Here is a 24,709-nt window from a genome sequence, read left to right as displayed (position 1 = left end):
GCTTCGTCAGCCCATGTCCTCCAGCTTCTTGCCCTTCGTCTCCTTCACGAACTTCAGGACGAACGGGATGGAGAGCGCGGCGAACACCGTGTAGATCACGTAGGTCGCGGAGAGGTTCCAGTCGGCCAGCGACGGGAAGCTCGCGGTGATGGCCCAGTTGGCGATCCACTGCGCGGAGGCGGCGACACCCAGGGCGGCGGCACGGATCCGGTTGGGGAACATCTCGCCGAGGAACACCCAGACCACGACACCCCAGGACAGGGCGAAGAACAGGACGAACACGTGGGCCGCGATCAGCGCGGTCCAGCCCTGCGCGGAGGGCAGCTTGCCGTCGACGAGGTGGTACGAGAAGGCCCAGGCCTCCAGCGCGAGACCCACGACCATGCCGGCCGAGCCGATCAGGGCCAGCGGCTTGCGGCCGATCCGGTCCACGAAGATCATCGCGATCACGGTGCCGATGATGTTCACGATCGACGTCGTGAAGGAGTAGAAGAACGACTGCGTCGGGTCGACGCCGACGGACTGCCACAGCGTCGAGGAGTAGTAGAACGCGACGTTGATGCCGACGAGCTGCTGGAAGGCCGACAGGCCGATGCCGACCCAGACGATCGGCTTGAAGAAGAAGCCGCCACCGCCGAGCAGGTCCTTGAACGTCGACTTGTGCTCGCTCTTCATCGCGAGCTCGATCTCGGCGACCCGGGCGTCCAGGTCGACGTCGTCGCCCTCGACCTCACGAAGCACGTCATGGGCGCGGCCCACCTTGCCGGCCGAGATCAGGAAGCGCGGGGACTCGGGGATCGCGAAGGAGAGCAGGCCGTAGAGGACGGCCGGGATCACCATGACGCCGAGCATGACCTGCCAGGCCTCCAGGCCCATGAGCTTGCCGCGCTGGTCGCCGTCGGCCGCGTTCAGCAGACCCCAGTTGACCAGCTGCGAGATCGCGATGCCGATGACGATCGCGGCCTGCTGGAAGGAGCCGAGCCGTCCCCGGTAGGCGGGCGGGGAGACCTCGGCGATGTAGGCGGGGCCGATGACCGAGGCCATGCCGATGGCGAACCCGCCGATCACCCGCCAGAACGCCAGGTCCCACAGCGCGAAGGGCAGCGCCGAACCCACGGCACTGATCGTGAACAGCACCGCGGAGATCTGCATGCAGCGGATACGGCCGATACGGTCCGCTATCCGGCCCGCGGTCGCGGCGCCGATCGCACAGCCGATCAGGGCGATCGCAATGACCTGGGCCAGGGCCGCGGAGCCCACGTCGTAGCGGTCGCGGATGGCCTCGACGGCGCCGTTGATCACGGAACTGTCGTATCCGAAGAGGAAGCCGCCCATCGCGGCCGCCGCCGCGATGAAGATGACGTGCCCGAGATGTTCGGGATGAGCCGACCCGGCTCCTGACTGAGGTGCCTGCGCAGTGCTGGTCACGTGTAACTCCTCGGGCCACCGGCAACGCCGCCGGGGTGGGGGGCGACCCTTCCAGTGGCGCACAGCTTCCTGCTGCCCACCACCTGAAGGTAAAAGCAACGTGGGAGAGACTATGCCTTCAAGTGTCGAAGTCAATAGGGGGTCCCCTGTGAGATGACCCCGGCATGTGACCCCAGGCGTGACAGCCAAGCGTTCAAGAGTTGAACAATCAAGGGGGTTCTAGCGAAGGCGCTGCGAGATGACCTTCGACACTCCGTCGCCCTGCATGGAGACGCCGTACAACGCGTCGGCGACCTCCATCGTCCGCTTCTGGTGGGTGATCACGATCAGCTGCGAAGCCTCCTGGAGCTCCTGCATGATCCGGATCAGCCGCTGGAGGTTGGTGTCGTCGAGGGCCGCCTCGACCTCGTCCATCACGTAGAAGGGGCTGGGCCGCGCCTTGAAGATCGACACCAGCAGGGCCACCGCGGTCAGCGACCGCTCACCGCCGGAGAGCAGGGAGAGCCGCTTGACCTTCTTGCCGGGCGGGCGGGCCTCCACATCCACACCCGTGGTGAGCATGTTGTCGGGATCGGTCAGGATCAGCCTGCCCTCGCCACCCGGGAACAGTCTGCTGAAGACGCCCTCGAACTGCAGGGCCGTGTCCCGGTACGCCTCGGTGAAGACCTGCTCGACGCGCTCGTCGACCTCCTTCACCACTTGAAGCAGGTCGGCGCGGGTCTTCTTGAGGTCCTCCAGCTGCTCACTCAGGAACTTGTGCCGCTCCTCCAGCGCCGCGAACTCCTCCAGCGCGAGCGGGTTCACCTTTCCCAGCTGCTGGTACGCCCGTTCGGCTGACTTGAGCCGCTTCTCCTGCTCGGCGCGGTGGAAGGTCCGGGGCTGGTTGCGCGGGTCCTCCGGGTCGTCGGGCAGCACCTCGCCCTCGGCGGCGAGCGAGGGCGGCACGAGCTGATGCGGCCCGTACTCCTCGATCAGCCCCGCCGGCTCGACGCCCAGCTCCTCCAGCGCCTTGGTCTCCAGCTGCTCGATCCGCATCCGCTTCTCCGCACCGAGCACCTCTCCCCGGTGCACGGAGTCGGTCAGCTTGTCGAGCTCGCCCTTGAGGTCGCGGCCCTGGTTGCGGGCGGCGGTCAGCTCCTGCTCACGGCGCGCCTTCGCCGCGTCGGCGGCGGTGCGCTCCTCGTCGGCGCGGCGCAGGGACACCTCGACGTGCGCGAGCAGCTGCCGTGCCCCGAAGGCCACGGCCTCCGCGACCCCGGCCTCGTGCCGCAACCGTGCGAGCCGCTGCTCGGCCCGCGCCCGCGCCTCCCGCTCGGCGCGGGCCCCCCGGTCCAGCGCATCGGCCCGCCCCGCGAGGCCCTTGACCCGCTCCTCGTGCGTACGGACCTGGAGCCGCGCCTCCATCTCGGTCTGCCGGGCGTTGGCCCCGTCGGCGGCAAGCCGGTCCCGCACGGAGGTGTCGGGCTCCTCCTCGACCGGCATCTCCTCGGCCACAGCGAGCCGTTCAGCCAGTACCTCGGCCTCTTCCACCGCCTTGTCGAGGGCGTCCTGCGCCCGTGCGGCGGCAGCGGCGGATCGTTCGGCCTCGCCCGCGGCGCCCCGCGCCTGTCCCGCGAGGCGCCCCAGCTGCTGTGCCACGGCCGACTTCTCGCGCTCGGCGGCCCTGCGGCGCTCCCCCAACTCCTCGACCAGCGCGGCACGTTCCTTGCGGCGCTCGGCCGCGGTCTGCTGACCGGCGGCCAACTCCTCGCAGCGGACGGCCAGTTCTTCGAGTTCGGCGGCGGCTTCATCGACGGAGGCCTGGACTTCGAGGAGGCTGGGGGCGCCCGCGGAGCCGCCGTGGGCGAAGTGGGCGCCGAGGAGGTCGCCTTCGGCGGTGACCGCAGTCAACTCGGGGTGCCTGTATACGAGTTGTTCGGCGTCCTCAAGGGTCTCGACCACCACGTAGTCGCGGAGGAGGCGGCGGACCGCGGGCATGAGGTCCGCGGGGCCGCGGACCAGATCCGCCGCGGAACGCCGGCCGGCGTCCGCGGACGCGTCCTGGCCGGTCGCGCCGTTCCCCGCGCCCGATCGGGGCGTGGCCGTGCCCGGTGCGGAATCGTCCGGGGCTCCGGCCAGCAGCAGCGCCGCCCTGCCGCCGTCCTGCTTGCGCAGCAGGCGGATCGCGTCCGCCGCCGATGCCGGGGTCGTCACGGCGATGGCGTCCGCCGCCGCGCCGAAGGCCGCCGCGAGGGCCACCTCGTGGCCCGGGGTCACCGTCAGCAGCTCCGCCGCCGGACCCAGAACACCGGTGAGCCTGTCTTGTGCGCCCAGCAGTATCCCGGTGCCGTCCTTGCGGCGCAGGCCCAGCGCGAGGGCCTCGTGGCGGGCCTGGGTGGCGGCTCGGCCGCGTTCCGCCGTGGTGGCCGCCTCCCGGGCCGCCGTCAGCGCGGCCTCCGCCTCGGACAGCAGGCGCTTGGTCTCCTCGTGCCGCTCGGTGAGCTCGGCGTCGCCGGCGTCGAGGCCGTCGACCTCGGCCTGGAGCGCCTCGTACTCCTCCTGGGCGGTGACCGCTCGCTCCTGCGCCTCGTCGCGGGCCGCGGCGAGGCGGTCGATCTCGGCCTGGGCGGAGGCCGCGCGGGAACGGGCCGCGTTGACCTGGCCGTTGAGCCGGGCGAGGCCCTCGCGGCGGTCGGCGATGGAACGGGCCACGTCCTTCAGCCGGCGTTCCTCGGCCGTCAGCTCGCGCTCCAGTTCGGAGCGGTGGGCGACGGTGTCCTCCAGCGCGTGCTCGGCCGCTTCCAGAGCCGCTTCGAGTTCGGCCTCCTGCTCACGGATCCGGGCGGCCTCGCGCTCCATGTCCTCGGGGTCGCGCCCCCGCCGCTCCTCGGGGGAGGCCGAGGTCGCGCTCTTGACCCGCGCCTCGGCCAGCGAGACCGTGCCGCGCACCCGCTCGGCCAGCTGGGACAGCTCGTACCAGGTCTGCTGGGCCCGCTGGAGACGCGGCGTGAGCTGCCGCACCTCGTCCTCCAGGAGGCCTTCGCGCTGGACCGCCTTGCGCAGCTCCAGCTCGGCGGCCTCCTTGCGTTCCTTCAGCGCGGCCTCGTCGGCGATCTCGGTGTTCAGCGCCTGACGCAGGCGTACGAGGTCGTCGGCGAGCAGGCGCAGGCGGGCGTCGCGCAGGTCGGCCTGGATGACGGCGGCGCGGCGGGCGACGGCGGCCTGGCGGCCCAGGGGCTTGAGCTGGCGGCGGAGTTCGTCCGTGAGGTCCTGCACGCGCGCGAGGTTGGCCTGCATCGCGTCCAGCTTGCGGAGCGCCTTCTCCTTGCGCTTGCGGTGCTTGAGGACCCCGGCCGCCTCCTCGATGAAGGCGCGGCGGCCCATGGGGTCGGCGTGCAGCACGGAGTCGAGCTGGCCCTGCCCGACGATGACGTGCATCTCGCGGCCGATGCCGGAGTCGGAGAGGAGTTCCTGGATGTCCAGGAGGCGACACGTGTCGCCGTTGATCTGGTACTCGCTGCCGCCGTTGCGGAACATGATCCGCGTGATGGTGACCTCGGCGTACTCGATGGGCAGCGCCCCGTCGGAGTTGTCGATGGTCAGGGACACCTCGGCGCGGCCCAGCGGGGGACGGCCGGTGGTGCCGGCGAAGATGACGTCCTCCATCTTGCCGCCGCGCAGCGACTTGGCGCCCTGTTCGCCCATGACCCAGCTGAGCGCGTCCACGACGTTGGACTTGCCCGAGCCGTTCGGACCGACGACGCACGTGATGCCCGGCTCGAACCGGAGCGTGGTCGCCGAGGCGAACGACTTGAACCCCCGCAGGGTCAGGGCCTTGAGGTGCACGCCGCTGGACTCTACCGTCCGCCGCTCGCTCTCTCCATGAACGTCCGGTTCCCCGCGGTTTCGCCCGTGAACGTGCAGGGCACACCAAACGTTAAAGAGGGTGGAGGCGTACGGGGGAAAGAAAGAAGGGACGCCGAAGCGTCCCTTGCAAACTCTGACAACTTAGTGGTTGAAGCAGGCCGCCCGACCACTGCGTGTCATGTGGTGCGTCGCAGTGATCAGGTGAGCGCGGGCTCTGCCTGGCGTGCGTCGAGCTCGAGAAGCGAATCGTGAGTTGCGGCAGCCGTCAGCGCGTCGTTCTCTTCCTGGATCCGAACGAGCTCGGATTCCAGGTCCTGGACGCGCTGCTGGAGCCGTCGCATCTCGGCGAGGAGTCGCGGGTCGGAGCCGCCGACGTAACCGAGAAGCGCCTTTGCCATGATGGATGGTCCTCCACACTGAGTGACCGACCGAAGCGGTGTGGGTCGTGAGGGAATCGCACCCGCGGTGCTTGACAGACTGAGGACTTGCTCTGCTGTTCTTCCATGCCAAACAGCTAAGGTGCGCGGGGCTTTCAGAGTCTCACCAAAAAGTTTGACGGTCAACACGATCACACCCCGTATTGGCGGCAACCCGGGGGCACGCGGCCCTGAGCGGGCGGCGCTGCGACTCCTGCGGGGCCTCTCCAGGTGTGGCGATCATCCTTAGGTGCGGAGCCTGCCAGAGCGCGCCGTCATTGGCAACCACCAGGCCATTTCTGCTGTGGGCAGCTGCCGGTGGCATGTCCCTCCGCTTCGGTCGGGCCCGCTCCACGCCGTTTCGCCGGGTGTGCTCAGCGGATCGCGAAGCCGTCGTAGCCGCCGCGCGGTGTGTCCCAGATCTCGGTGACGCCGTCCACGCGCCCGGGCGTGTCGGCTCCCCGGAGCCAGTCGAGGAGTCCCTCGCAGCCCTCGCGGGCCCCCTCGGCGACCACCTGCACCCGCCCGTCCCCCAAATTGAGAGCAAAACCACTCAGGCCGCCGATCTCCAGGGCCTTGGCACGGGTAAACCACCGAAAACCCACACCTTGCACACGTCCTCGCACCCAGGCGACCATCCGAACATCCTCGCTCATGGCTGCAACCTAACCGGCCAATGTCCCTCCGGACACTTGCTCCCCACGCGCCATGCGGTACCGTCCGCCCCAATGAATCTCATATGAAACTCACTCGATCGAGTGAGCTGGGTCACCGCACGGACGAGTTGACCGCAAGGACGAAAGGCAAGGACATGGGACGCCACCGACGCTCCGCCGCCGGCCGCGCCGCCACGGGCCGCGCCACGGGGGTCACAGAGACGCACGGCTCATACACGAGCGGCTACGACCCGCATGACTCGTACGACTGGAACGACCCCTCCGACCACGCCGGCCGGAACGACCGCTTCGACTGGAACCCGGCCGACGGCTCGACGATCGGCATGGCGCCCTACCTGCGCCCGGAGGGCCCGTCCGAGTTCCACCAGGCCCCGGCCGACCACCGGGTCCGCGAGGTCCACGCGCACAGCGGTGAGGTCCCGCCGAAGAGCGAGGCCCGCCTCAAGGCCGAGAGCCGCCTCAAGGCCGACTCCCGCCGCAAGAGCGAGGCCTACCTCTTCGCCACCGAGGAGGACTACGCCGTGGTCTTCCCCGAGGCGGCGGGTTCCTCCGCCCGGGGCGAGGACGCGCGCGCGGGCCGCGGTCGCCGCCGCAAGCGCAAGGGCGTGACGCCGGTGAAGTCCGGTCTGCTCGGCGTCTCCGCCGCGGTCGCCATCGGTACGGTCGCGGTCGCCACGGGCGCCGTGCCGGGGCTGGACAACTACAAGCTCGGCGGCGGCAACAGCTCGGACAAGGTGCAGGCCGCCGGTTCGCCGACCAACTCGGCGACCGAGCAGGGCGGTACCTCCGGCAGCGCGGAGTCCCGCGACGACGGTTCCGCCACGAGCCGCGACGCCGACCGCGCGGCCTCCCCGTCCGCGGCCCCGACCAAGTCGGCCACCGCGCCGGCCACCAAGGCGCCGGCGAAGAAGCCTGCGGCCACCGCCCCGACCGAGGAGCCCACCACCAAGGCCCCCTCGGCGAAGGCCACCCCGACGCCCACGCAGTCCGCCGCCCCTCCGGTGACGGTCTCCACGGAGGCGGCGGCCGAGGCCGAGGTCCTCAGGCTCGTCAACGAACAGCGCGCACTCGTCGGCTGCAGCGCGGTCTCCGCCAACAGCTCGCTGACCACGCTCGCGGAGAACTTCAGCGAGCAGATGGCCGACCAGGACTTCTTCGACCACACCGACCCCAGCGGGGCCACCCCGTGGGACCGGGCGGAGAAGCTCGGCATCACCAACCTCGGCGGCGAGAACATCGCCCGCGGCCAGGCCGACGCGGCCGCGGTCATGGACGCCTGGATGAACAGTCCCGGCCACAAGGCCAACATCCTGAACTGCGACTTCAAGACCCTGGGCGTCGGTGTGCACTTCGGCACCGGCGGCCCCTGGTGGACGCAGGACTTCGGGTACTGAGAACGAACGCGGGCCGAGCACGCCGACAGGGAGCACTAACCGCTGGTTAGTGCCCCCTGTCGGTTAGCGCTGTGTTCGCGTACCCTGGCGCCATGGACACGACCCAGGAGCGTACGGACGAGCAGGGCTTCCCGTACAACGTCTTCGCGAAGGCCTGCCCCTCCCGGGGCACCCTGGAGCACGTCACGGGCCGCTGGGGCGGACTCACCCTGTGCGCGCTGCACGAGGGCTCGCTGCGCTTCAACGAGCTGCGGCGCCGCGTCGACGGCGTCAGCGAGAAGATGCTCTCGCAGACCCTGCACGCCCTGGAGCGGGACGGCCTGGTCCACCGCGAGGCCCAGCCGACCAACCCGCCGCGCGTGGACTACGAGCTGACCCCGCTGGGCCACGGCGTCGCCGAACGCCTGAAGGACCTCGTCGACTTCGTGGAGTCCCGCATGGACGACGTCCTCACCGCCCGCACGCGCTACGACGGCGCGCCGAGCGCGGTCTAGCCCCGCGGGGCCGGTCAGCTCCGGGGCGCCCGCTGGCACGTGGGGCAGAAGTAGCTCGACCGGTTCATCCACGCCCGCCGGCTCATCGGTGTACCGCAGCGCCGGCACGGCAGACCCTCGCGGCCGTACGCGTCGAGCGAGCGGTCGAAGTAGCCCGACTCCCCGTTCACGTTGACGTACAGGCTGTCGAAGCTGGTGCCGCCCACGGCGAGGGCCGCGTTCATCACATCCCGTACGTGGCCCAGGAGTTCGGCCGTGCGCGGGCGCGTGAAGGTCGCGGTCGGGCGTTCGTAGTGGACGCGGGACCGCCAAAGGGCCTCGTCGGCATAGATGTTGCCGACTCCGCTGATCAACGACTGGTCGAGCAGGGCCCGTTTAATCGTCGTCCGCTTGCGGCGCAGCGACTGGTGGAACAACTCGTCGTCGAACGAAGGGTCCAGGGGGTCCCGCGCGATGTGCGCGATGACGTCCGGCAGCCCGTCCGGGGTCGTGTCGTGCAACGACAGCCCGCCGAAGGTGCGTTGGTCGACGAAGCGGAGTTCGGTACCGAGCCCGTCGGCGAAGCGCACCCGGATGCGCAGATGCTTCTCGTCGGGGAACTCGTGCTGCTGGACCAGGAGTTGACCACTCATCCCGAGGTGGGCCAGCACCGCCTGGTGGGTGTCCTCCAGCGGCAGCCAGAGATACTTGCCGCGTCTGCTCGGGGTGCCGATCCGATGTCCCTTGAGCCGGTGCGCGAAGTCGTCGGCGCCGGCGACATGACGTCGTACGGCACGCGGGTGCAGCACCTCGGCGTCGGCGACGGTCCGCTGGGCGACCCAGCGCTCCAGGCCCCGCCGGACGACCTCGACCTCGGGCAACTCGGGCATGACATCCCCTGTGACGACGGGTGAATGGACCGAGCGCCCGCCCCGCTGCGGGGACGGGCGCTCAGGTCTCGCTGTTCGGTCAGGCGGACGCCGACGACGTGTCGGCGCTTCCCTCGGCAGGCTGCTCGGCCGCGACGGAGACCTCGGCGGTCTGCTGTTCAGCCGCCTCCTTCTCCTTCGCCGCGCGCTCGTCCGCATCGGCCCGGATGGACCGCCAGGCGGACTCGGCGGCCTGCTGCTCCGCCTCCTTCTTGCTGCGGCCGGTGCCGGTGCCGTACGAGACGCCTCCGACGCGGGCGGCAGCAGTGAAGGTCTTCTCGTGGTCGGGGCCGGTCTCCGTGACCAGGTACTCGGGGACACCGAGCCCCTCGGTCGCGGTGAGCTCCTGGAGACTGGTCTTCCAGTCCAGGCCGGCACCGAGGTTCGAGGACTTCTCGATGAGCGGGTCGAACAGGCGGTGCACCAGTTCGGAGGCCGCGTCGAGGCCCTGGTCGAGATAGACCGCGCCGATCACCGCTTCCAGGGTGTCGGCGAGGATGGACGCCTTGTCCCGGCCCCCCGTGCCCTCTTCGCCCCGGCCGAGCCGGATGAAGGAGCCGAGTTCCAGACCGCGACCGACCTCCGCCAGCGCACGAGAATTGACCACCGCGGCCCGCAGCTTGGCCAGTTGGCCTTCGGGCAGGTCGGGGTGGGTGGTGTACAGCGTGTCCGTGACGACGAGGCCGAGCACGGAGTCCCCGAGGAACTCCAGCCGCTCGTTCGTCGGCAGACCGCCGTTCTCGTACGCGTACGAACGGTGGGTCAGCGCACGCACCAGAAGGGCGGACTCGAGGTGATACCCGAGCCGCCCTTCCAACAGCGTGTGGGACGAGGCCGTGTCCGCCTGTTTCTTGGCGACTGAGTCCGCCTTGACGTCAGACATGGAGCCTCTCACCAGCCGCTCAGACCTCGAGGACCTGGCGCTTGTTGTACGTGCCGCACGACGGGCACGCGATGTGCTGCTGCTTGGGCTCGTGGCAGCGCTCGCACGCAACCAGAGGGGTGACCGCAGCCTTCCACTGCGACCGGCGGTGGCGCGTGTTGCTGCGCGACATCTTCCGCTTCGGAACAGCCACGGCTACTTCTCCTGCTTCTCGTCGACGCCCGGTTCGGCGCCGCTCATCTCGTCCTTCTCGCCGTCTTCGAGTGAACCGGCGAGTCCCTGCAGTGCCGCCCAACGGATGTCGACGGCGTCATGGTGGTGGTCCGGGTCGTCCGTGAGCCGTACTCCGCACTCGGAGCACAGACCCAGACAGTCGTCCTGGCACACCGGCTGCATCGGCAGTGCGAGCACCACCGCATCACGCAGCACGGATTCGAGGTCGAACAGGCCGTCCTCGATGAAGAGCCTGTCCTCGTCTTCCTCGGCGTCGTCGACCGGTTCCGTGCTCACACGGCCACGGTCGTCGGCGTCAGGGTACGAGAACATCTCCTGGAAGTCCGCTTCGAGCGACAGCTCGACCGGCTCCAGACACCTTACGCACTCCCCCTTCGCCAGTGCACGGGCGGTGCCTGTGACAAGCACCCCTTCCATGACCGACTCCAGACGGAGGTCGAGCTCCACCGGGGCGCCTTCCGGCACTCCGATGACACCCTGGATCCCGAGATCCTTGGGAGCGTCGACCGAACGGTTCAGGCGCTGCAGCGCACCAGGACGCCGGCCCAGCTCGTGAGTGTCGAACACGAGTGGGTTGCGGTGGTCGAGGCGGGCGTTCAGAGCCATTCCTGTCTTCCGGTCTGCTGAGCTCATGGGGCGCTGCCCTTCGGTGCTTCCGGGCAGCGGTGATCGCGGACGTACACGCGACCGAAGAGCCAGGATACTGGACCTTTCGCTCTCGGCCCAATCCGGTGTGCGCTCCCGGCCACCGGCCCGGATCCGCTACAGCCCGCGGCCCTGCTCGTAGGCCCGCAGCTGCTCCGCGCTGATCATGCCGGTGTCGAAGAGGCTGGTCTCGTCGAGCGCGTAGCCCTGCTGACCCTGGTTCTGCTGCGGGTCGGCCTGGGCCTGCTGCATCTGGTTCGGGTCGTACGCGGGCTGCTGGCCGGTGTCGTAGCCCTGGTAGGCATAGGGGTCGGCCTGCTGGTAGCCGTAGGGGTCCTGCTGCTGGACGTAGCCCTGCTGCTGGTAGCCGTACGGGTCCTGCTGCTGGGCGGTCTGCTGGTAGTCGTAGGCCGCCTGCGGGGCGTAGTCCTGCTGGTCGGGCTGGAGCGGGGCCGCCTGGACCGGGGTGTCGGTGACGCTCGCGAGGTCGGCGAGGTAGTCGGCGTCGCTGGTGTGCTGGACCGGGTTGCCCTCGTCGTCGTGGGAGAGGGCGCCGAGGTCGTCGCTCGCGATCCGCCCGTGCAGCTTCTGCCGGCCCTTGCCCACGGCCTCCAGGGTCTTGGCGAGGACCGCCTCGAAGGCGCCGAGCTTGACGTCCACGTACGCGTCGGCGTCGCGGCGCAGGGTCTCCGGGTCGTGGCTGCGCTCGGGGGCGTCGTCGTCCTCGTAGCCCTGGTCGTCGATGCCCGGGCCGGTGCCGAGCAGCTTCTCGCGGCCGCGGCCGACCGAGCCGAGGGTCTTGGTGAGGACGACCTCGAAGTTGGCGAGCTTGGAGTCGACGTAGTCGTCGGCCTCCGCGCGGATCTCCTCGGCCTCCTGGCGGGCCTCCGCGAGGATGCGGTCCGCCTCGTTCTGCGAGCGGCGGGCGACCTCCGTGTCGGAGATCAGCGAGCCGCGCTCGGCGTGCGCGGTCTGGATGATCCGGTCGGCCTCCTGGCGGGCCTGCTCGACCATCTCGTGCCGGCCGCCGATCAGCTCCTGCGCCTCGGCCAGCGAGTCGGGCAGCGCCGCGCGCACCTCTTCGAGCAGCGTGAGCAGCTCGGCGCGGTTGACCACGCACGAGGCCGACATGGGCATGGACCGGGCGCTGGAGACCGAGGAGACGATCTCGTCGAGCTTCTTCTGCACGTCCACCGTGTGCTCGCCACTCTCTACCGACGTGTTGGAGACGGACGGGTCGACTGTACGACCACTCCCGCCCCGCCCGACACCGGGTGACGCCCTGTCAGTCCGTCAGCGCTTGCCGAGCCGCTCGGTGAGCGCTTCGAGAACGACGCCCGGCACCAGGTGGGAGATGTCGCCGCCCCACTGCGCGACCTCCTTGACCAGCGAGGACGACAGGAAGCTGTAGGTGGGGCTGGTGGGGATGAACAGGGTTTCGACGCCCGACAGTCCGTTGTTCATCTGGGCCATCTGGAGTTCGTAGTCGAAGTCGCTGACCGCGCGCAGGCCCTTGACGATGGCCGGGATGTCGCGCTGCTTGCAGAAGTCGACGAGCAGGCCGTGGTACGCCTCGACCTGGATGTTGCCGAACTCCGAGGTCACCTCACGGATCAGCTCGATCCGCTCGTCGACGGTGAACAGGCCCTTCTTCGACTGGTTGATCATCACGACGACGTGCACGACGTCGTACAGGCGGGAGGCACGGGCGATGATGTCGAGATGTCCATTGGTGATGGGGTCGAACGACCCCGGACAAACGGCGCGGCGCAACTGGGTTCCCTCGCTCTCCGGTCCGGTCATCGTGCGTCTTCGCACGTAGAGGCGGCGCGACCGTACCAAAAGGTCCCCTCGCCGTAGCGACGGGCCCGGATCGCCTCGAAGCCGTCCGGCCACCCGAATTCGCCGCCTCTGGTGCTGCGCTCCACGGTGACGAGCGCGTCCGGCGCGAGCCAGCCCCCCGACCGGAGTGTGAGGAGAATCTCCCGAAGATCGTGATCTGCGACAACATAGGGCGGATCGAGGAAGGCGATGTCGTACGGGTCCGCCGGCGCGGGTGTCTGGACGATCTGTTCCGCTTTGCCCGCCCTGACCTCGGCGCCGGGGAGGCCGATGTTCTTCACGTTCTCCCTGATGACGCGGGCGGCCTTCGGGTCGGCCTCCACGAGGAGGGTGTGGCCGGCACCGCGGGAGAGGGCTTCCAGACCGATGGCGCCCGAGCCCGCGTAGAGGTCGAGGACCCGTTCGCCGTTCAGCGGGGCGCCGAGGAGGGACTGCCAGGTGGAGAAGAGTCCCTCGCGCGCGCGGTCGGAGGTCGGGCGGGTGCCGGTCCCCGGCGGGACGGCTAGTCGACGTCCGCCGGCTTCGCCGGCGATCACGCGGGTCATCTGGAGTCCTTGCTCGTGGGCGTCTTCGGGTATCAGTGTGGCTGGTCGCGCGGTTCCCCGCGCCCCTGGGCGGTGACCTCTAGCCCTTTTCCAAGTACTGCTCCCTCTCCTCGTCCAGCAGCGCGTCGAGGGCCGTGCGCAGGCCCGGCAGGTGTTCCAGCTCGGGGTCGGCCTCCACCACCTTCGTCGCCTCCTCCCGTGCCTCCGCGATGACCTCCTCGTCCTCGATGACCGAGAGGACGCGCAGGGACGTGCGGGCGCCGGACTGGGCCTGGCCCAGTACGTCGCCCTCTCTGCGCTGTTCGAGGTCGATGCGGGAGAGCTCGAACCCGTCGAGGGTGGAGGCGACGGCGTTGAGCCGCTGGCGGGCGGGGCTGGCCTCGGGCATCTCGCTGACCAGCAGGCAGAGACCGGCCGCGGAGCCCCGGCCCACTCGGCCGCGGAGCTGGTGGAGCTGGGAGACGCCGAAGCGGTCGGCGTCCATGATGACCATCGCCGTGGCGTTGGGCACGTTGACGCCGACCTCGATGACCGTGGTGGCGACCAGGACGTCGGTGTCCCCGGCGGCGAAGCGGCGCATCACGGCGTCCTTGTCGTCGGGGTGCATACGGCCGTGCAGCACTTCGATCCGCAGCCCCTGGAGGGGGCCCTTGGCGAGCTGGGCCGCGATGTCGAGGACGGCGAGCGGCGGGCGCTTCTCCGCCTCGTCCTCGGCGGACTTCTTCCTGGCCTTGCCCGCCTTCCTGGGGTCGTCGTCCTCGTCGCCGATGCGGGGGCAGACGACGTACGCCTGATGGCCGTTGGAGACCTCTTCCCGCACCCGCTCCCAGGCGCGGGACAGGAAGTGGGGTTTGTCGGCGGCGGGGACGACATGGCTGGCGATGGGCGAGCGGCCGGCCGGGAGCTGGTCGAGGACCGAGGTCTCCAGGTCGCCGAAGACGGTCATCGCGACCGTGCGCGGGATGGGGGTGGCGGTCATGACGAGGAGGTGCGGGGGCTGTTTGCCCTTGCCGCGCAGGGCGTCGCGCTGTTCGACGCCGAAGCGGTGCTGTTCGTCGACCACGACCAGGCCCAGGTCGTGGAACTGGACCTTGTCCTCGATCAGCGCGTGCGTGCCGATCACGATCCCGGCCTCGCCGGTGACGAGGTCGAGCAGGGCCTGGCGCCGGGCGGCCGTGCCCATGGAGCCGGTGAGCAGGGTGACCTTGGTGGCCCGCTCGGCCCCGCCCAGCATCCCGCCCTCGGCCAGCTCCCCCATCATCTCGGTGATCGACCGGTGATGCTGCTGCGCGAGCACTTCGGTGGGCGCGAGCATCGCGGCCTGCCCACCCGCGTCGACGACGGCGAGCATGGCGCGGAGGGCCACCATCGTCTTCCCGCTGCCGACCTCCCCCTGGAGCAGCCGGTGCATCGGATGCTCCGTGGCCAGGTCGTCGAAGATCTCCTTGGAGACCTTCACCTGGCCGTCCGTGAGGGTGAAGGGGAGCCGGTCGTCGAAGGCGGAGAGGAGGCCGTCCGGGGTCGGCCTGCGGGCCACCGCGGGGAGCTGGGCGTCCGCGTGGCGGCGGCGGGCCAGGGCGACCTGGAGGACGAAGGCCTCGTCCCACCTGAGGCGGTCGCGGGCCGCCGCGATGTCCGCCTTGGTGTGCGGGCGGTGGATCTTGAGGAGGGCTTCCGGGAGGGAGACCAGGCCGCGGCCCTCGCGGAGGGAGTCGGGGAGCGGGTCCACGGCTTCCTGGGCGCTGGGCAGCGCCGTCTGGAGGGCCTTGCCGATCTTCCAGGACTCCAGCTTGGCGGTGGCGGGATAGATGGGGATCAGGGTGCCCGCCCAGGTCTCCACCGCTTCCTCGGCGTCGCCCTTCAGCAACTCGTACGCCGGATGCGCGAGTTGCAGTCGGCGGTTGAAGACGGAGACCTTGCCGGCGAACATCGCGCGGGTGCCCGGCAGGAGTTCCTTGTGGGGTTTGTGGACTCCCGAGCCGAAGAAGACGAGTTGGAGCCGGCCGCTGCCGTCCGTGATCGTGACTTCGAGACGCTGGCCCTTGCCCCGGGGGGCCTTGCTGGACGCGAAGGAGTGCAGACGGGCGTCGGCGACCTGGGCGACCACGGTGACGTGCTCGTCCATCGGCAGGTCGGCGAGGTGCGTGAGCTGGCCCCGCTCCTCGTATCTGCGCGGGTAGTGGTGCAGGAGGTCGCCGACCGTGCGCAGGCCGAGATGCTCGGCCATCACCTTCGCGGTGGCGGGGCCGAGCACTGATTTCAGTGGCTGTTGCAGTGGTTCTTCCAGTGCGGGCACGAGATCCATTGCACACCACGCCACTGACAATGCCGTATACGTCTCGTGAAACCCCTGGTCAGACGGCTCGTTCGAGGCCTAGGATGGCGCGCTCCGGCCATCCCCCGCGGTCACCGCCTCACAGGGACCGCCCGACCCCCGCGCCGATCGCACCTCCCCCACCTCGGCGCTGCGACGATGGACTCCCAGACCTCACAGTCATCCCAGGCATCCCAGTCACCTCACACGTTCCAGGTCGACCTGCGCGGTCTGGTGGACCTGCTCTCCCATCACCTCTATTCGAGCCCCAAGGTCTATCTGCGCGAACTGCTGCAGAACGCCGTGGACGCGATCACCGCCCGCCGGGCCGAGGAGCCCGACTCCCCCGCCCTCGTGCGGCTGTACGCCGACGGCGGCACCCTGCGCGTCGAGGACTCCGGCGTCGGCCTCACCGAGGCGGACGTGCACAACCTCCTCGCCACCATCGGCCGCAGCTCCAAGCGCGCCGACGGACTCCAGGAGGCCCGTTCCGACTTCCTCGGGCAGTTCGGCATCGGGCTGCTCGCCTGTTTCGTGGTCGCCGAGCGGATCCGGGTCGTCAGCCGCAGCGCCCGTACGCCGGACGCGCCGCCCGTGGAGTGGACGGCGACCGACGACGGCTCGTACACCGTGCGGACCCTGCCCGACGCCGAGCGCCCCGAACCGGGCACCACCGTGCACCTGGTGGCCCGCGCGGGCGCCGCCGAGTGGCTCACCGGAGAGCGGGTCCTCGCGCTGGCCCGGGACTTCGGCGCGCTGCTGCCCTACGACGTCCGGGTGGACGGGGAGGCGGTCACCGACCTGCCCGCGCCCTGGGACCGCCCGTACCCGAGTCCCAGTGGCCGAAGGGTGGCGCTGGCGCGGCACTGCCACGAGCTGTTCGGGTTCACTCCGCTGGACTCGATCGACCTGTCGGTGCCGCTCGCGGGCATCCGGGGCGTGGCCTACGTCCTTCCCGGTGCCGTGAGTCCGGCGCAGCGGGCGGGTCACCGGGTGCACCTCAAGGGCATGCTGCTGACCGAGCGGGCCGAACAGCTGCTGCCCGACTGGGCGTTCTTCGTGCGCTGCGTGCTGGACACGGACAGTCTGCGGCCGACGGCCTCGCGCGAGTCCCTCTACGAGGACGAGACGCTGGCCGCCGTGCGGGAGGCGCTCGGGGAGCGGATCCGGGACTGGCTGACGGGGCTGGCCGCGGGTGATCCGGAGCGGCTCGGCGCGTTCCTGTCGGTGCATCACCTCGGGGTGAAGTCCCTGGCGCGGCACGACAGGGAGATGCTGCGCACGATGCTGCCGTGGCTCCCCTTCGAGACGACCGACGGACGGGTGTCCCTGGAGGAGTTCGCGCAGCGCCACCCGGTGGTGCACTTCACCAGGACCGTGGAGGAGTACCGGCAGGTCGCCCCGATCGCGTCCGCGCAGGGCATCGGCGTGATCAACGGCGGTTACACCTACGACGGCGAGCTGGTCGAGGCGCTGCCGTCGGTGCGCCCGGGGACGGTGGTCGCCGAGCTGGACTCGGACACCGTGACCGCGCACCTGGACTCGGTGGACCCGGGCGAGGAGCTGGCGCTGGCGGACTTCCTGGCCGCCGCGCGGGCCAAGCTGGACCCCCTGGGCTGCGATGTGGTCCTCCGGGCGTTCCATCCGCTGTCGGTGCCCGCGCTGCACCTGGACGACCGCTCCGCACGGCACGAGCAGGCCCGCGCGGAGGCCGAGGAGCAGGCCGACGACCTGTGGGCGGGCATCCTGGGCTCGCTGCGGGGCAGCGCTCCCCGCGCGCGTCTGGTGCTCAACCATCTCAACCCGCTGATCCGGCGCATCAGTTCGCTGGGGGACCGGGACCTGATCGGGACGGCCACCGAGTCGCTCTACGGACAGGCACTCCTGATGGCGCAGCGACCCCTGCGCCCCGCCGATTCGGCACTGCTGAACCGGGCGTTCATCGGCCTCCTGGAGTGGGCCACACACGGGGAGGGCGACCACTGATGACAGGGATCACCGACTTCGGCGAGCTGCGCCGGGCGATGGCGGAGAACTCCGAGGAGCCGGAGGGACCGGCCCGCAACGCGCGCGCGGAGCAGCTGCTCGCCGAGGCGGAGAAGCTGGACGTCCCGCTGGCGGTGATCGAGGCGCTCGGGCACCAGCTGAAGGTCTACAACTACAGCTCCGAGAAGGACAAGATGTTCGTCCCCTTCGCGCGCCTGCTGCGCATGTGGGACGAGCGGCCCGAGGACTTCGACGAGTACGAGGTGCACTCGCTGCACTGGGTCTTCAAGTGGGTGTCGTCGGGGATGCTGGGCCAGCCGCACATCCCGCTGGCGTCGATCGAGAAGTGGCTCGGCGAGATGGAGCACCGCTACCGGCTGGCCGGACACTCCGAACGGGCCGTGCGCAGCGCCGAGTTCAGTGTCGCCTCGCACGTCGGCGACCTGGCTCGGGCCGAGCGTGCGTACTCCGCGTGGCTGGCCGCCGACCGGGACACCATGGCCGACTGCCACGCGTGCGAACTGCACACCCAGGGCGAGTGGCAGGTGCAGCGGGAGCGGGACGGCGAGGCCCTGGAGCTGTGGGGGCCGGTCCTGGAGGGCGAGTTCACCTGCGCCCACGAGCCGCACACCGTCCTCGCGTCCTCCCTGGCCCCGCTGCTGCGCCTGGGGCGCGCCGAGGAGGCCCGCGCCAACCATCTGCGCGGCTTCCGTCTCGTGCGGCCCATGGAGAGCATGCGGGGCGCCTACGCGGACCATGTGGAGTTCTGCGCGCTGAGCGGCAACGAGGCGCGGGGACTTGAGCTGCTCGCGGAGCGTCCGGCGTACTTCACGGACTCCGGGAACCCGCGCAGCGCGCTGGATTTCCTGTCCGTGGTGGCCTTGCTGATGGACCGGCTGACCGACCTGGGCCTCGGCGACCAGGAGGTGCCGGGGCCGGCCGGACGGACCTGGACGGCAGGTGAACTCGCCGTCCACGCGCGCGCGGAGGCCCTGTCCCTGGCCGCCCGCTTCGACGGGCGCAACGGCACGAAGCACATCGGCGACACGGCACGCGCGCGCATGGACCAGCGTCCCCTGGTGGAACGGCTGCCCCTGGGCGTGCGTTCGGCGGCCAGGCCGGTCGCGGCACCGGTGCCGTCGGCGGCGGCGCCCGAGGCCGTCCCGGAGAAGGACCTCACCGCGCTCCTCGCGGAGGCGCGGCGGCTGTCGGACACCCTCCAACCGCACGCCGTGGAGGCCTGGTTGGCGGTGTCGCGGGCCGCCGAGGGCGTCGAGCTGTCCGCCCGCGACCGGGCGGAGATAGCGGACCACCAGGCGATGGACCGGGGTCCCGAGGGCATCGCCCTCTTCGAGCGCGCGGCCGAGTTGTTCGCCGAGGCGGGCGACCCCGGGGAGGCGCTGGCGGCACGCGCGCGTGGAGCCTATGTACGCGCTCTCACGGGCGAGGTGGACGAGGCCCTCGTGGCGATCGGCACGCCGTACGACGAGGTGCTCGCCCTGTACTCGCAGGACGGTACCGGCGTACGGCAGACGGCGGCCGTGCTGATGAGCCGGGCGCGCATCCTGATGCGCAGGGTCCACGGGGAGTCCCCGGACGACTCCCCCGGCCCGGAGGCCCTGGCCTCCGCCGAGGCCGCCGTGCGGGAGGTGCTGGCGCTGGTCGAGGGACACACCGGGGACGACGTGAGGCTGGCCGCGCGGGGGGCCGAGGGGCACGCGATGCTGGCCGAGCTCGCGGTGCGGACCGGTGACCTGGAGACGGCCGTGCGGCTGTTCTCGAAGGCGTCGACGGCGTTCGTGGCCGCGGGGCTGCCGTGGTTCGCGGTGGAGTACGAGGCGCGGCTCGCCGGGCTCGCCCATCACCTCGGTGACATCACCGAGGCGGAGCGGGCGCTGCGGGCGGCCCTGGAGCACGGCGGGCCGTATCTGGAGGCGCCCGGCCGGGCCCAGCTGCATCTCCAGCTCGCCGAGGTGCTCGGGGGCCGGGGACGGTCCGAGGAGGCCGCCGAGCACGCCCTGGAGGCCGCGCACTGGTCCGACGAGGCAGGCGAGGGTCCGACGCTGGGCGCCTGGGCACGGCACCAGCTCGGTGGCTTCCTGCTGCGCCAGGGCCGCTGGGCCGAGGCGGCGGAGGTGCTGGAGTCGGCGCTGCCCGACCTGAGCGCTGAGACGCACGGCGACGGCGCGGTCGTCCAGACGCAGTGGTGGCTCGGCGACTGTCTCAGCGAGCTGGGCGAGCACCGCGCGGCGGCCGAACGGCGGCTCCAGGCGGCCGAGATCGCCCGCCACTGGCCCGAGCAGAACGACCACGCGACCCTCGCCCACCTCGCCGCCGAGTCCCTGGGCCACGCGGACCTGCCCGCCGAGGCGGACCGGGCGTACGAGCGCGCGGGCGACCTGTGGCGGACCCTGGGCAACGTGCACGGGCTGGTCCGCTCGCTGCGCGCCCGCGCGTGGCTGGCGCTGCGCGCGGACCGGGGCCTGGACCGCGCGAAGGAGCTGATGGCGGGCGCGGTCGAGGAGTGCGAGGCCGCTCTCCTGGTGACCGACGACCAGGAGGCGCGACAGCGGCTCACCGGTGAACTCGGCCACACGCACCGGCAGTTCGGCGAGCTGCTGGCCCGTTCCGTCGCCGAGGAGGCCGAGGACACCGCGATCCGGGCCGCGTTCGAGGACGCCCTGGCCGAGACCGCGGAGTCGGTCACCGTCTTCGCCGCGCTCGGGGAGGGCGCGGTGCACACCCGTACCGCCGCCGAACTCGCCGCGGGCTGGCTGGAGGCAGACCTCAGCCGCTCCGCCGACGCGGCGGCACGCGCGCGTGGCGTGCTGAAGGCCTACGAGGGTGCCGACGACGGCGACGAGACGGTACGGTCCCGTCGCGCCGAGGCCGGGCAGCTCCTCCAGCTGATGGAGGAACAGAAGGACAAGTAGCGGGAGTTGGCGTCTACTCCACGCCGATGAGCAGCAGGGCACCCTGCCGGCCGCCCCGGTAGACCACCGTGTCGACGGCGAGGTAGGACTCCCGGACGTGGATCTCCAGGATGTCGGCGACGCTCACGGGTGCCTCGTCGCCGAGGACGAGGGTGACGAGTTCACCGCCGGCCGCGAGCATCCGGTCGAGGACGGCCCGGGCGGTGACCGTGACATCGGTGCCGATCACCGCCACATCGCCGTCGACGAGCCCCAGGACGTCCCCGGCCTGGCAGATCCCCGCCATGGTCCAGGACTGGCGCTCGGCGACGGCGACCTCGGCGTACCGGGTGGCGCCCGCCGCCGAGGTCATCGAGACCACGTCCTCGTCGAAGCGCCGCTCCGGTTCGTGCACGGCGAGGGCCGCGATGCCCTGCACCGCGGAGCGCGTCGGGATCAGCGCGACCCGGATGCCCTCGGCCCTGGCCTGCTCGGCGGCAGCGGCGGCGGTGTGCCGCAGATCGGCGTCATTGGGCAGCAGCACCACCTCACGCGCGTGTGCACGCCGCACGGCCGCCACCAGCTCCCCGCTGGCGGGCGGTTCCCCGGGGCGCGCGAGCACGGTGGTCGCGCCGGCCTCGCCGTAGAGCCCCGCGAGGCCCTCCCCCGGCACCACGGCGACGACGGCCCGCTGGGCGGGCTCCCTGGGCGGCCGTTCGGCGCCGGTGGTGTGCACGTCACCGAGCCCGAAGTGCGTGATCCGGATCCGGTAAGGCCGTCCGGCCTCGACGCCCGCCTCGACGGCCGCGCCCGCGTCGTCCACGTGCACATGGACGTTCCACAGGCCGTCCCCGCCGACCACGACGAGCGAGTCGCCGAGGGCGTCCAGCCGCTGCCGCAGCCGGGTCACGGCGGAGTCGTCGGCCTCCAGGAGGTAGATCACCTCGAAGGCGGGGCCGCCGACCGCGCAGGAAGCGGCCTCGGGAGCATCGGGAGCAGCTGAATCCGGGGCGGCCTCCACGCGTGCGTGCGTCACGTCGACGGCCACGCGTGTGTGCGCCCCGAAAACCTGGGACTCCCCCGTGAACGTCTCCAGCAGCGCGCCCAGCACCGCCACCAGCCCCCGCCCGCCCGCGTCGACGACCCCCGCGCGCTCCAGGACGGCCAGCTGTCCCGGGGTCGCGGCCAGCGCCGCGCACGCTCCCTCGTAGGCGGCCCGTGCGACGGTCCCGCAGTCGCCCTCGGTGCCGTCGGCCGCGTCCGCCGCCGCCGAGGCGACCGAGAGGACCGTGCCCTCGACCGGGTGGGCGACCGCGTGCCGGGCGGAGTCGGCGGCGCGGCGCAGGGCGAGCCGTAGGCCCTCGCCGTCCGTGTGAGCCGTCTCACCGTCGGCGGCGAGGACCTGGGCCATGCCCCGGAGCAGCTGCGCGAGGATCGTCCCGGAGTTGCCGCGCGCCCCTATGAGGGCGCCGTGGGCCATCGCGCCGGCCGCGTCGGCCAGGGGCGGTCGCTGCTCGGTGAGGGTGCCGTGGCCGGCGAAGACCGCCTCGACCGCGGCGGCGGCGGACTCCATGGTCAGGTAGAGGTTGGTGCCGGTGTCGCCGTCGGCCACCGGGTACACGTTGATCGCGTCGATCTCCTCGCGCGCACGCCCCAGGGCCCGCAGCGCGAGACCGCACCAGGTGCGCACCGCGAGAGCATCGAAGAATGTCTGCGGCACCTGCGGCACCTGCGCCTCCTTGAGCTGCTGGACTGGCACGCAGCGTAGACCGCCGGAGCGGTCCGGGCCCGAGGAGGGCCGGAGCGGGCCCCCGACCAGGCATGGTAGTTTCGTTGTACTGGCGCAGTCGTTGTATGCTGCTCCGGTTGCCCGATCCCGATCGGGCCATCCCCCCTGGCAGTGCCACTTCCAGATCCTACGATCTCGATCCCGGCATGCCGGGATCATCCGTAAGTGCATCTGTGCATCTGAAGTCTTTGGAGTGACCCGTGGCTGCCAACTGCGACGTCTGCGGCAAGGGGCCGGGCTTCGGCAACAACATCTCGCACTCGCACCGCCGTACGTCCCGTCGCTGGAACCCGAACATCCAGCGCGTCCGTACCGTGGTCAGTGGGACGCCGAAGCGCGTGAACGCTTGCACCTCGTGCATCAAGGCCGGCAAGGTCTCGCGCTGACGCACTGCTGAGCGCGCGGCCACTGCTGGTTCGCTGCATCGAGCCGGTCCACCTCGTGTGGGCCGGCTTTTTGCCGTGCTGTGCCGTGCCGGAGAACCCCGGGCCCTGTCCGGGAACCCGGAGCCCCGTCGGAGAACCCGGGCTCCTGAAGGCGGGTTCCCGGAGTCGGCGTCTCAGGAATCGCCGCGCCGCAGGGCCCACCCGTGATCCACCGGCCCGATCCCGCCGCCCAGCGCGAACCCCGCCGCGATCGCCCCCGTGACGTAGGCCTTCGCCGCCGTCACCGCCTCCGGCACCGACTCCCCCTTGGCGAGCTGTGCCGCGATCGCCGAGGCGAGCGTGCAGCCGGTCCCGTGGGTGTGCCGGTTGTCGTGCCGGGGCGCGCGCAGCCAGTGCTCCTCGGAGCCGTCGGTGAGGAAGTCCACGGCGTCACCCGGCAGATGACCGCCCTTGACCAGCACCCAGCGGGGCCCGTACGCCAGCACGGCCGCCGCGGCCTGCCGCAACTGCCCCTCCGACTCGACCCGTACGCCGGTGAGTCGCGTCACTTCGTCCAGGTTCGGCGTGGCCACGGTCGCCACCGGCAGCAGCTTCGTCCGTACGGCGTCCAGCGCGGAGTCCGCCAGCAGCGAGTCCCCGTGCTTCGAGACGCCGACCGGGTCGACGACCGCGGGAGCGTCCGTGCCGGCGATCAACCCCGCGACGGTCTCGACGAGTTCGGCCGACGCGAGCATCCCGGTCTTCACGGCCCGGACGCCGATGTCGTCGACGACGCTGCGGTACTGGGCGCGCACCGCCTCCGCCGGAAGTTCCCAGGCGCCCTGCACGCCGAGGGAGTTCTGCGCGGTGACCGCCGTGACGACGCTCATGCCGTGCACGCCGAGCGCGAGCATCGTCTTCAGGTCGGCCTGGATTCCGGCGCCTCCACCGGAGTCGGAGCCGGCCACCGTCAGGACCCGGGGCCTCACGACTCGATGTCCCCGAAGTGGTCCCAGCCGCCCTTGCTGGTCCACGGCGCCCCGTCGACCGTCACCTGGGGCAGCGCGGAGGGGTTGAGGACCTCGCCGATCACCTTCCAGCGGGCCGGCAGCTTCACGTCCGGCGCGAAGGTCGCCACGATCGCGTGGTCCTCTCCCCCGGTGAGCACCCACTGGATGGGGTCGACGCCGACGGCCTGCCCGATGTCGTTCATCTGCGTCGGGACGTCGATCGCGCCCGACCGGATGTCGATCCGGACCTTGCTGGCCTCCGCGATGTGCCCGAGGTCGGCGATCAGCCCGTCGCTGACGTCGCACATGGAGGTCGCCCCGAGCCCGGCCGCCGCGGGGCCCGCGTGGTACGGCGGCTCGGGGCGCCGGTGCGCCTCCACGAACGCGCGCGGCGAGCGGAAACCCCGCGACAGCACCGCGAACCCGGCCGCGGACCAGCCCAGCCACCCCGTCACGGCGACCACGTCACCGGGCTGGGCACCGCCCCGGGTGACCGGCTCGCGGCCGCGCAGATCGCCGAGCGCGGTGATCGACACCATGATCGTGTCGCCTCGTACGACATCGCCGCCGACCACCGAGGCGCCGGCGACCTGGCACTCGTCGCGCAGGCCGTCCATCAGCTCCATGGGCCAGGTGACCGGGAGTTCGGCCGGGACGACCAGGCCCAGCAGCAGCGCGGTCGGTACGGCGCCCATCGCGGCGATGTCCGCGAGGTTCTGCGCGGCGGCCTTGCGTCCGACGTCGTAGGCGGTGGACCAGTCGCGGCGGAAGTGGCGGCCCTCCAGCAGGATGTCGGTGCTCGCCACGACCCTGCGGTCGGGGGCGGCGACGACCGCGGCGTCGTCGCCGGGGCCGACCCGGACCGCCGGGGTGCTGGTGAGGCGGGAGGTCAGCTCTCTGATGAGCCCGAACTCTCCCAACTCACCCACGGTGCCCTTCATCGTTCGTCCTCTTCTCGTGACGGCAGCGCCCGGTCGCGAGCCGTCGGTGTGCTGGGTACGGTCGAGGTGACCGTCGAGTT

Annotated in this window: 20 protein-coding genes; 5 read left to right on the top strand and 15 right to left on the bottom strand. The window is 71.3% G+C overall.

Features of this window, described 5'->3' with window-relative positions; translation table 11 throughout:
* Positions 1 to 6: 6 nt before the first annotated feature.
* The 4 genes from ACIPTO_RS31360 to ACIPTO_RS31345 all read right to left on the bottom strand — a co-directional run bounded on the left by ACIPTO_RS31360 (position 7) and on the right by ACIPTO_RS31345 (position 6,346).
* Positions 7 to 1,428 carry a sugar porter family MFS transporter gene (locus ACIPTO_RS31360; RefSeq protein ID WP_366320916.1) on the bottom strand — a complete coding sequence of 474 codons (1,422 nt, stop codon included), beginning with the start codon at positions 1,426 to 1,428 and terminating at the stop codon, positions 7 to 9.
* Between the two features lie 219 nt (positions 1,429 to 1,647).
* Entirely contained in the window at positions 1,648 to 5,253 is a 3,606-nt protein-coding gene (gene smc, locus ACIPTO_RS31355; RefSeq protein ID WP_401197724.1) for a chromosome segregation protein SMC, read from the bottom strand.
* Positions 5,254 to 5,471: 218 nt separating this feature from the next.
* A complete protein-coding gene (locus ACIPTO_RS31350) occupies positions 5,472 to 5,672 on the bottom strand; it encodes a hypothetical protein (RefSeq protein WP_019068749.1) in 201 nt (66 codons plus the stop codon).
* A gap of 392 nt (positions 5,673 to 6,064) precedes the next feature.
* Positions 6,065 to 6,346: an acylphosphatase gene (locus tag ACIPTO_RS31345; RefSeq protein ID WP_366320912.1), complete on the bottom strand. Its 282-nt coding sequence runs from the start codon at positions 6,344 to 6,346 to the stop codon at positions 6,065 to 6,067.
* Positions 6,347 to 6,501: 155 nt separating this feature from the next.
* On the opposite strand from ACIPTO_RS31345, the gene ACIPTO_RS31340 reads away from it, so the two are divergent.
* Positions 6,502 to 7,761, top strand: a complete 1,260-nt coding sequence (locus ACIPTO_RS31340; RefSeq protein WP_401197720.1) for a CAP domain-containing protein — start codon at positions 6,502 to 6,504, stop codon at positions 7,759 to 7,761.
* 92 nt (positions 7,762 to 7,853) lie between these two features.
* On the top strand, positions 7,854 to 8,255 hold the full coding sequence (locus ACIPTO_RS31335) for a winged helix-turn-helix transcriptional regulator (RefSeq protein ID WP_401197718.1): 402 nt from the start codon (positions 7,854 to 7,856) through the stop codon (positions 8,253 to 8,255).
* A 14-nt stretch (positions 8,256 to 8,269) separates the two neighbouring features.
* On the opposite strand, the gene mutM is transcribed toward ACIPTO_RS31335, so the two are convergent.
* The 8 genes from mutM to recG all read right to left on the bottom strand — a co-directional run bounded on the left by mutM (position 8,270) and on the right by recG (position 15,617).
* A complete protein-coding gene (mutM, locus tag ACIPTO_RS31330) occupies positions 8,270 to 9,124 on the bottom strand; it encodes a bifunctional DNA-formamidopyrimidine glycosylase/DNA-(apurinic or apyrimidinic site) lyase (protein WP_366320906.1) in 855 nt (284 codons plus the stop codon).
* 79 nt (positions 9,125 to 9,203) lie between these two features.
* Entirely contained in the window at positions 9,204 to 10,046 is an 843-nt protein-coding gene (gene rnc, locus ACIPTO_RS31325; RefSeq protein ID WP_401197715.1) for a ribonuclease III, read from the bottom strand.
* Between the two features lie 19 nt (positions 10,047 to 10,065).
* A complete protein-coding gene (gene rpmF, locus ACIPTO_RS31320) occupies positions 10,066 to 10,239 on the bottom strand; it encodes a 50S ribosomal protein L32 (protein WP_015657589.1) in 174 nt (57 codons plus the stop codon).
* A 2-nt stretch (positions 10,240 to 10,241) separates the two neighbouring features.
* The gene (locus ACIPTO_RS31315; RefSeq protein WP_366320902.1) at positions 10,242 to 10,886 is read right to left on the bottom strand and encodes a YceD family protein; all 645 of its coding nucleotides are present in this window, start codon (positions 10,884 to 10,886) and stop codon (positions 10,242 to 10,244) included.
* A 156-nt stretch (positions 10,887 to 11,042) separates the two neighbouring features.
* The gene (locus ACIPTO_RS31310) at positions 11,043 to 12,119 is read right to left on the bottom strand and encodes an ATP synthase F0 subunit B (protein WP_401197712.1); all 1,077 of its coding nucleotides are present in this window, start codon (positions 12,117 to 12,119) and stop codon (positions 11,043 to 11,045) included.
* 99 nt (positions 12,120 to 12,218) lie between these two features.
* Entirely contained in the window at positions 12,219 to 12,698 is a 480-nt protein-coding gene (coaD, locus tag ACIPTO_RS31305) for a pantetheine-phosphate adenylyltransferase (protein WP_401197940.1), read from the bottom strand.
* 26 nt (positions 12,699 to 12,724) lie between these two features.
* Positions 12,725 to 13,312 carry a 16S rRNA (guanine(966)-N(2))-methyltransferase RsmD gene (gene rsmD / locus ACIPTO_RS31300; RefSeq protein WP_401197710.1) on the bottom strand — a complete coding sequence of 196 codons (588 nt, stop codon included), beginning with the start codon at positions 13,310 to 13,312 and terminating at the stop codon, positions 12,725 to 12,727.
* Positions 13,313 to 13,391: 79 nt separating this feature from the next.
* The gene (recG, locus tag ACIPTO_RS31295) at positions 13,392 to 15,617 is read right to left on the bottom strand and encodes an ATP-dependent DNA helicase RecG (RefSeq protein ID WP_401197708.1); all 2,226 of its coding nucleotides are present in this window, start codon (positions 15,615 to 15,617) and stop codon (positions 13,392 to 13,394) included.
* A 168-nt stretch (positions 15,618 to 15,785) separates the two neighbouring features.
* Here recG and ACIPTO_RS31290 point away from each other — a divergent pair, with 168 nt between their 5' ends.
* Positions 15,786 to 17,612 carry an HSP90 family protein gene (locus ACIPTO_RS31290; protein ID WP_401197706.1) on the top strand — a complete coding sequence of 609 codons (1,827 nt, stop codon included), beginning with the start codon at positions 15,786 to 15,788 and terminating at the stop codon, positions 17,610 to 17,612.
* The gene (locus tag ACIPTO_RS31285) at positions 17,612 to 20,545 is read left to right on the top strand and encodes a tetratricopeptide repeat protein (RefSeq protein WP_401197703.1); all 2,934 of its coding nucleotides are present in this window, start codon (positions 17,612 to 17,614) and stop codon (positions 20,543 to 20,545) included. The genes ACIPTO_RS31290 and ACIPTO_RS31285 overlap by 1 nt, the downstream gene beginning before the upstream one ends.
* Before the next feature lie 13 nt (positions 20,546 to 20,558).
* Here ACIPTO_RS31285 and ACIPTO_RS31280 read toward each other — a convergent pair whose 3' ends face one another.
* Entirely contained in the window at positions 20,559 to 22,253 is a 1,695-nt protein-coding gene (locus tag ACIPTO_RS31280) for a DAK2 domain-containing protein (RefSeq protein ID WP_366321159.1), read from the bottom strand.
* 260 nt (positions 22,254 to 22,513) lie between these two features.
* On the opposite strand from ACIPTO_RS31280, the gene rpmB reads away from it, so the two are divergent.
* Positions 22,514 to 22,699: a 50S ribosomal protein L28 gene (gene rpmB, locus ACIPTO_RS31275; RefSeq protein WP_003973430.1), complete on the top strand. Its 186-nt coding sequence runs from the start codon at positions 22,514 to 22,516 to the stop codon at positions 22,697 to 22,699.
* Positions 22,700 to 22,872: 173 nt separating this feature from the next.
* On the opposite strand, the gene thiD is transcribed toward rpmB, so the two are convergent.
* Both thiD and ACIPTO_RS31265 read right to left on the bottom strand, forming a co-directional pair.
* Complete coding sequence (gene thiD, locus ACIPTO_RS31270; protein ID WP_401197701.1) at positions 22,873 to 23,667, bottom strand: bifunctional hydroxymethylpyrimidine kinase/phosphomethylpyrimidine kinase; 795 nt, start codon at positions 23,665 to 23,667, stop codon at positions 22,873 to 22,875.
* On the bottom strand, positions 23,664 to 24,629 hold the full coding sequence (locus tag ACIPTO_RS31265) for a thiamine-phosphate kinase (protein ID WP_366320888.1): 966 nt from the start codon (positions 24,627 to 24,629) through the stop codon (positions 23,664 to 23,666). Before ACIPTO_RS31265 ends, thiD begins: the two co-directional genes overlap by 4 nt.
* Positions 24,630 to 24,709: the final 80 nt, after the last annotated feature.

The organism is Streptomyces sp. NPDC090083 (assembly GCF_044747445.1).
Lineage (GTDB): Bacteria > Actinomycetota > Actinomycetes > Streptomycetales > Streptomycetaceae > Streptomyces.
Note: the sequence above shows the minus strand (reverse complement) of the source record. Positions and strands in the feature narration are given on the sequence as shown.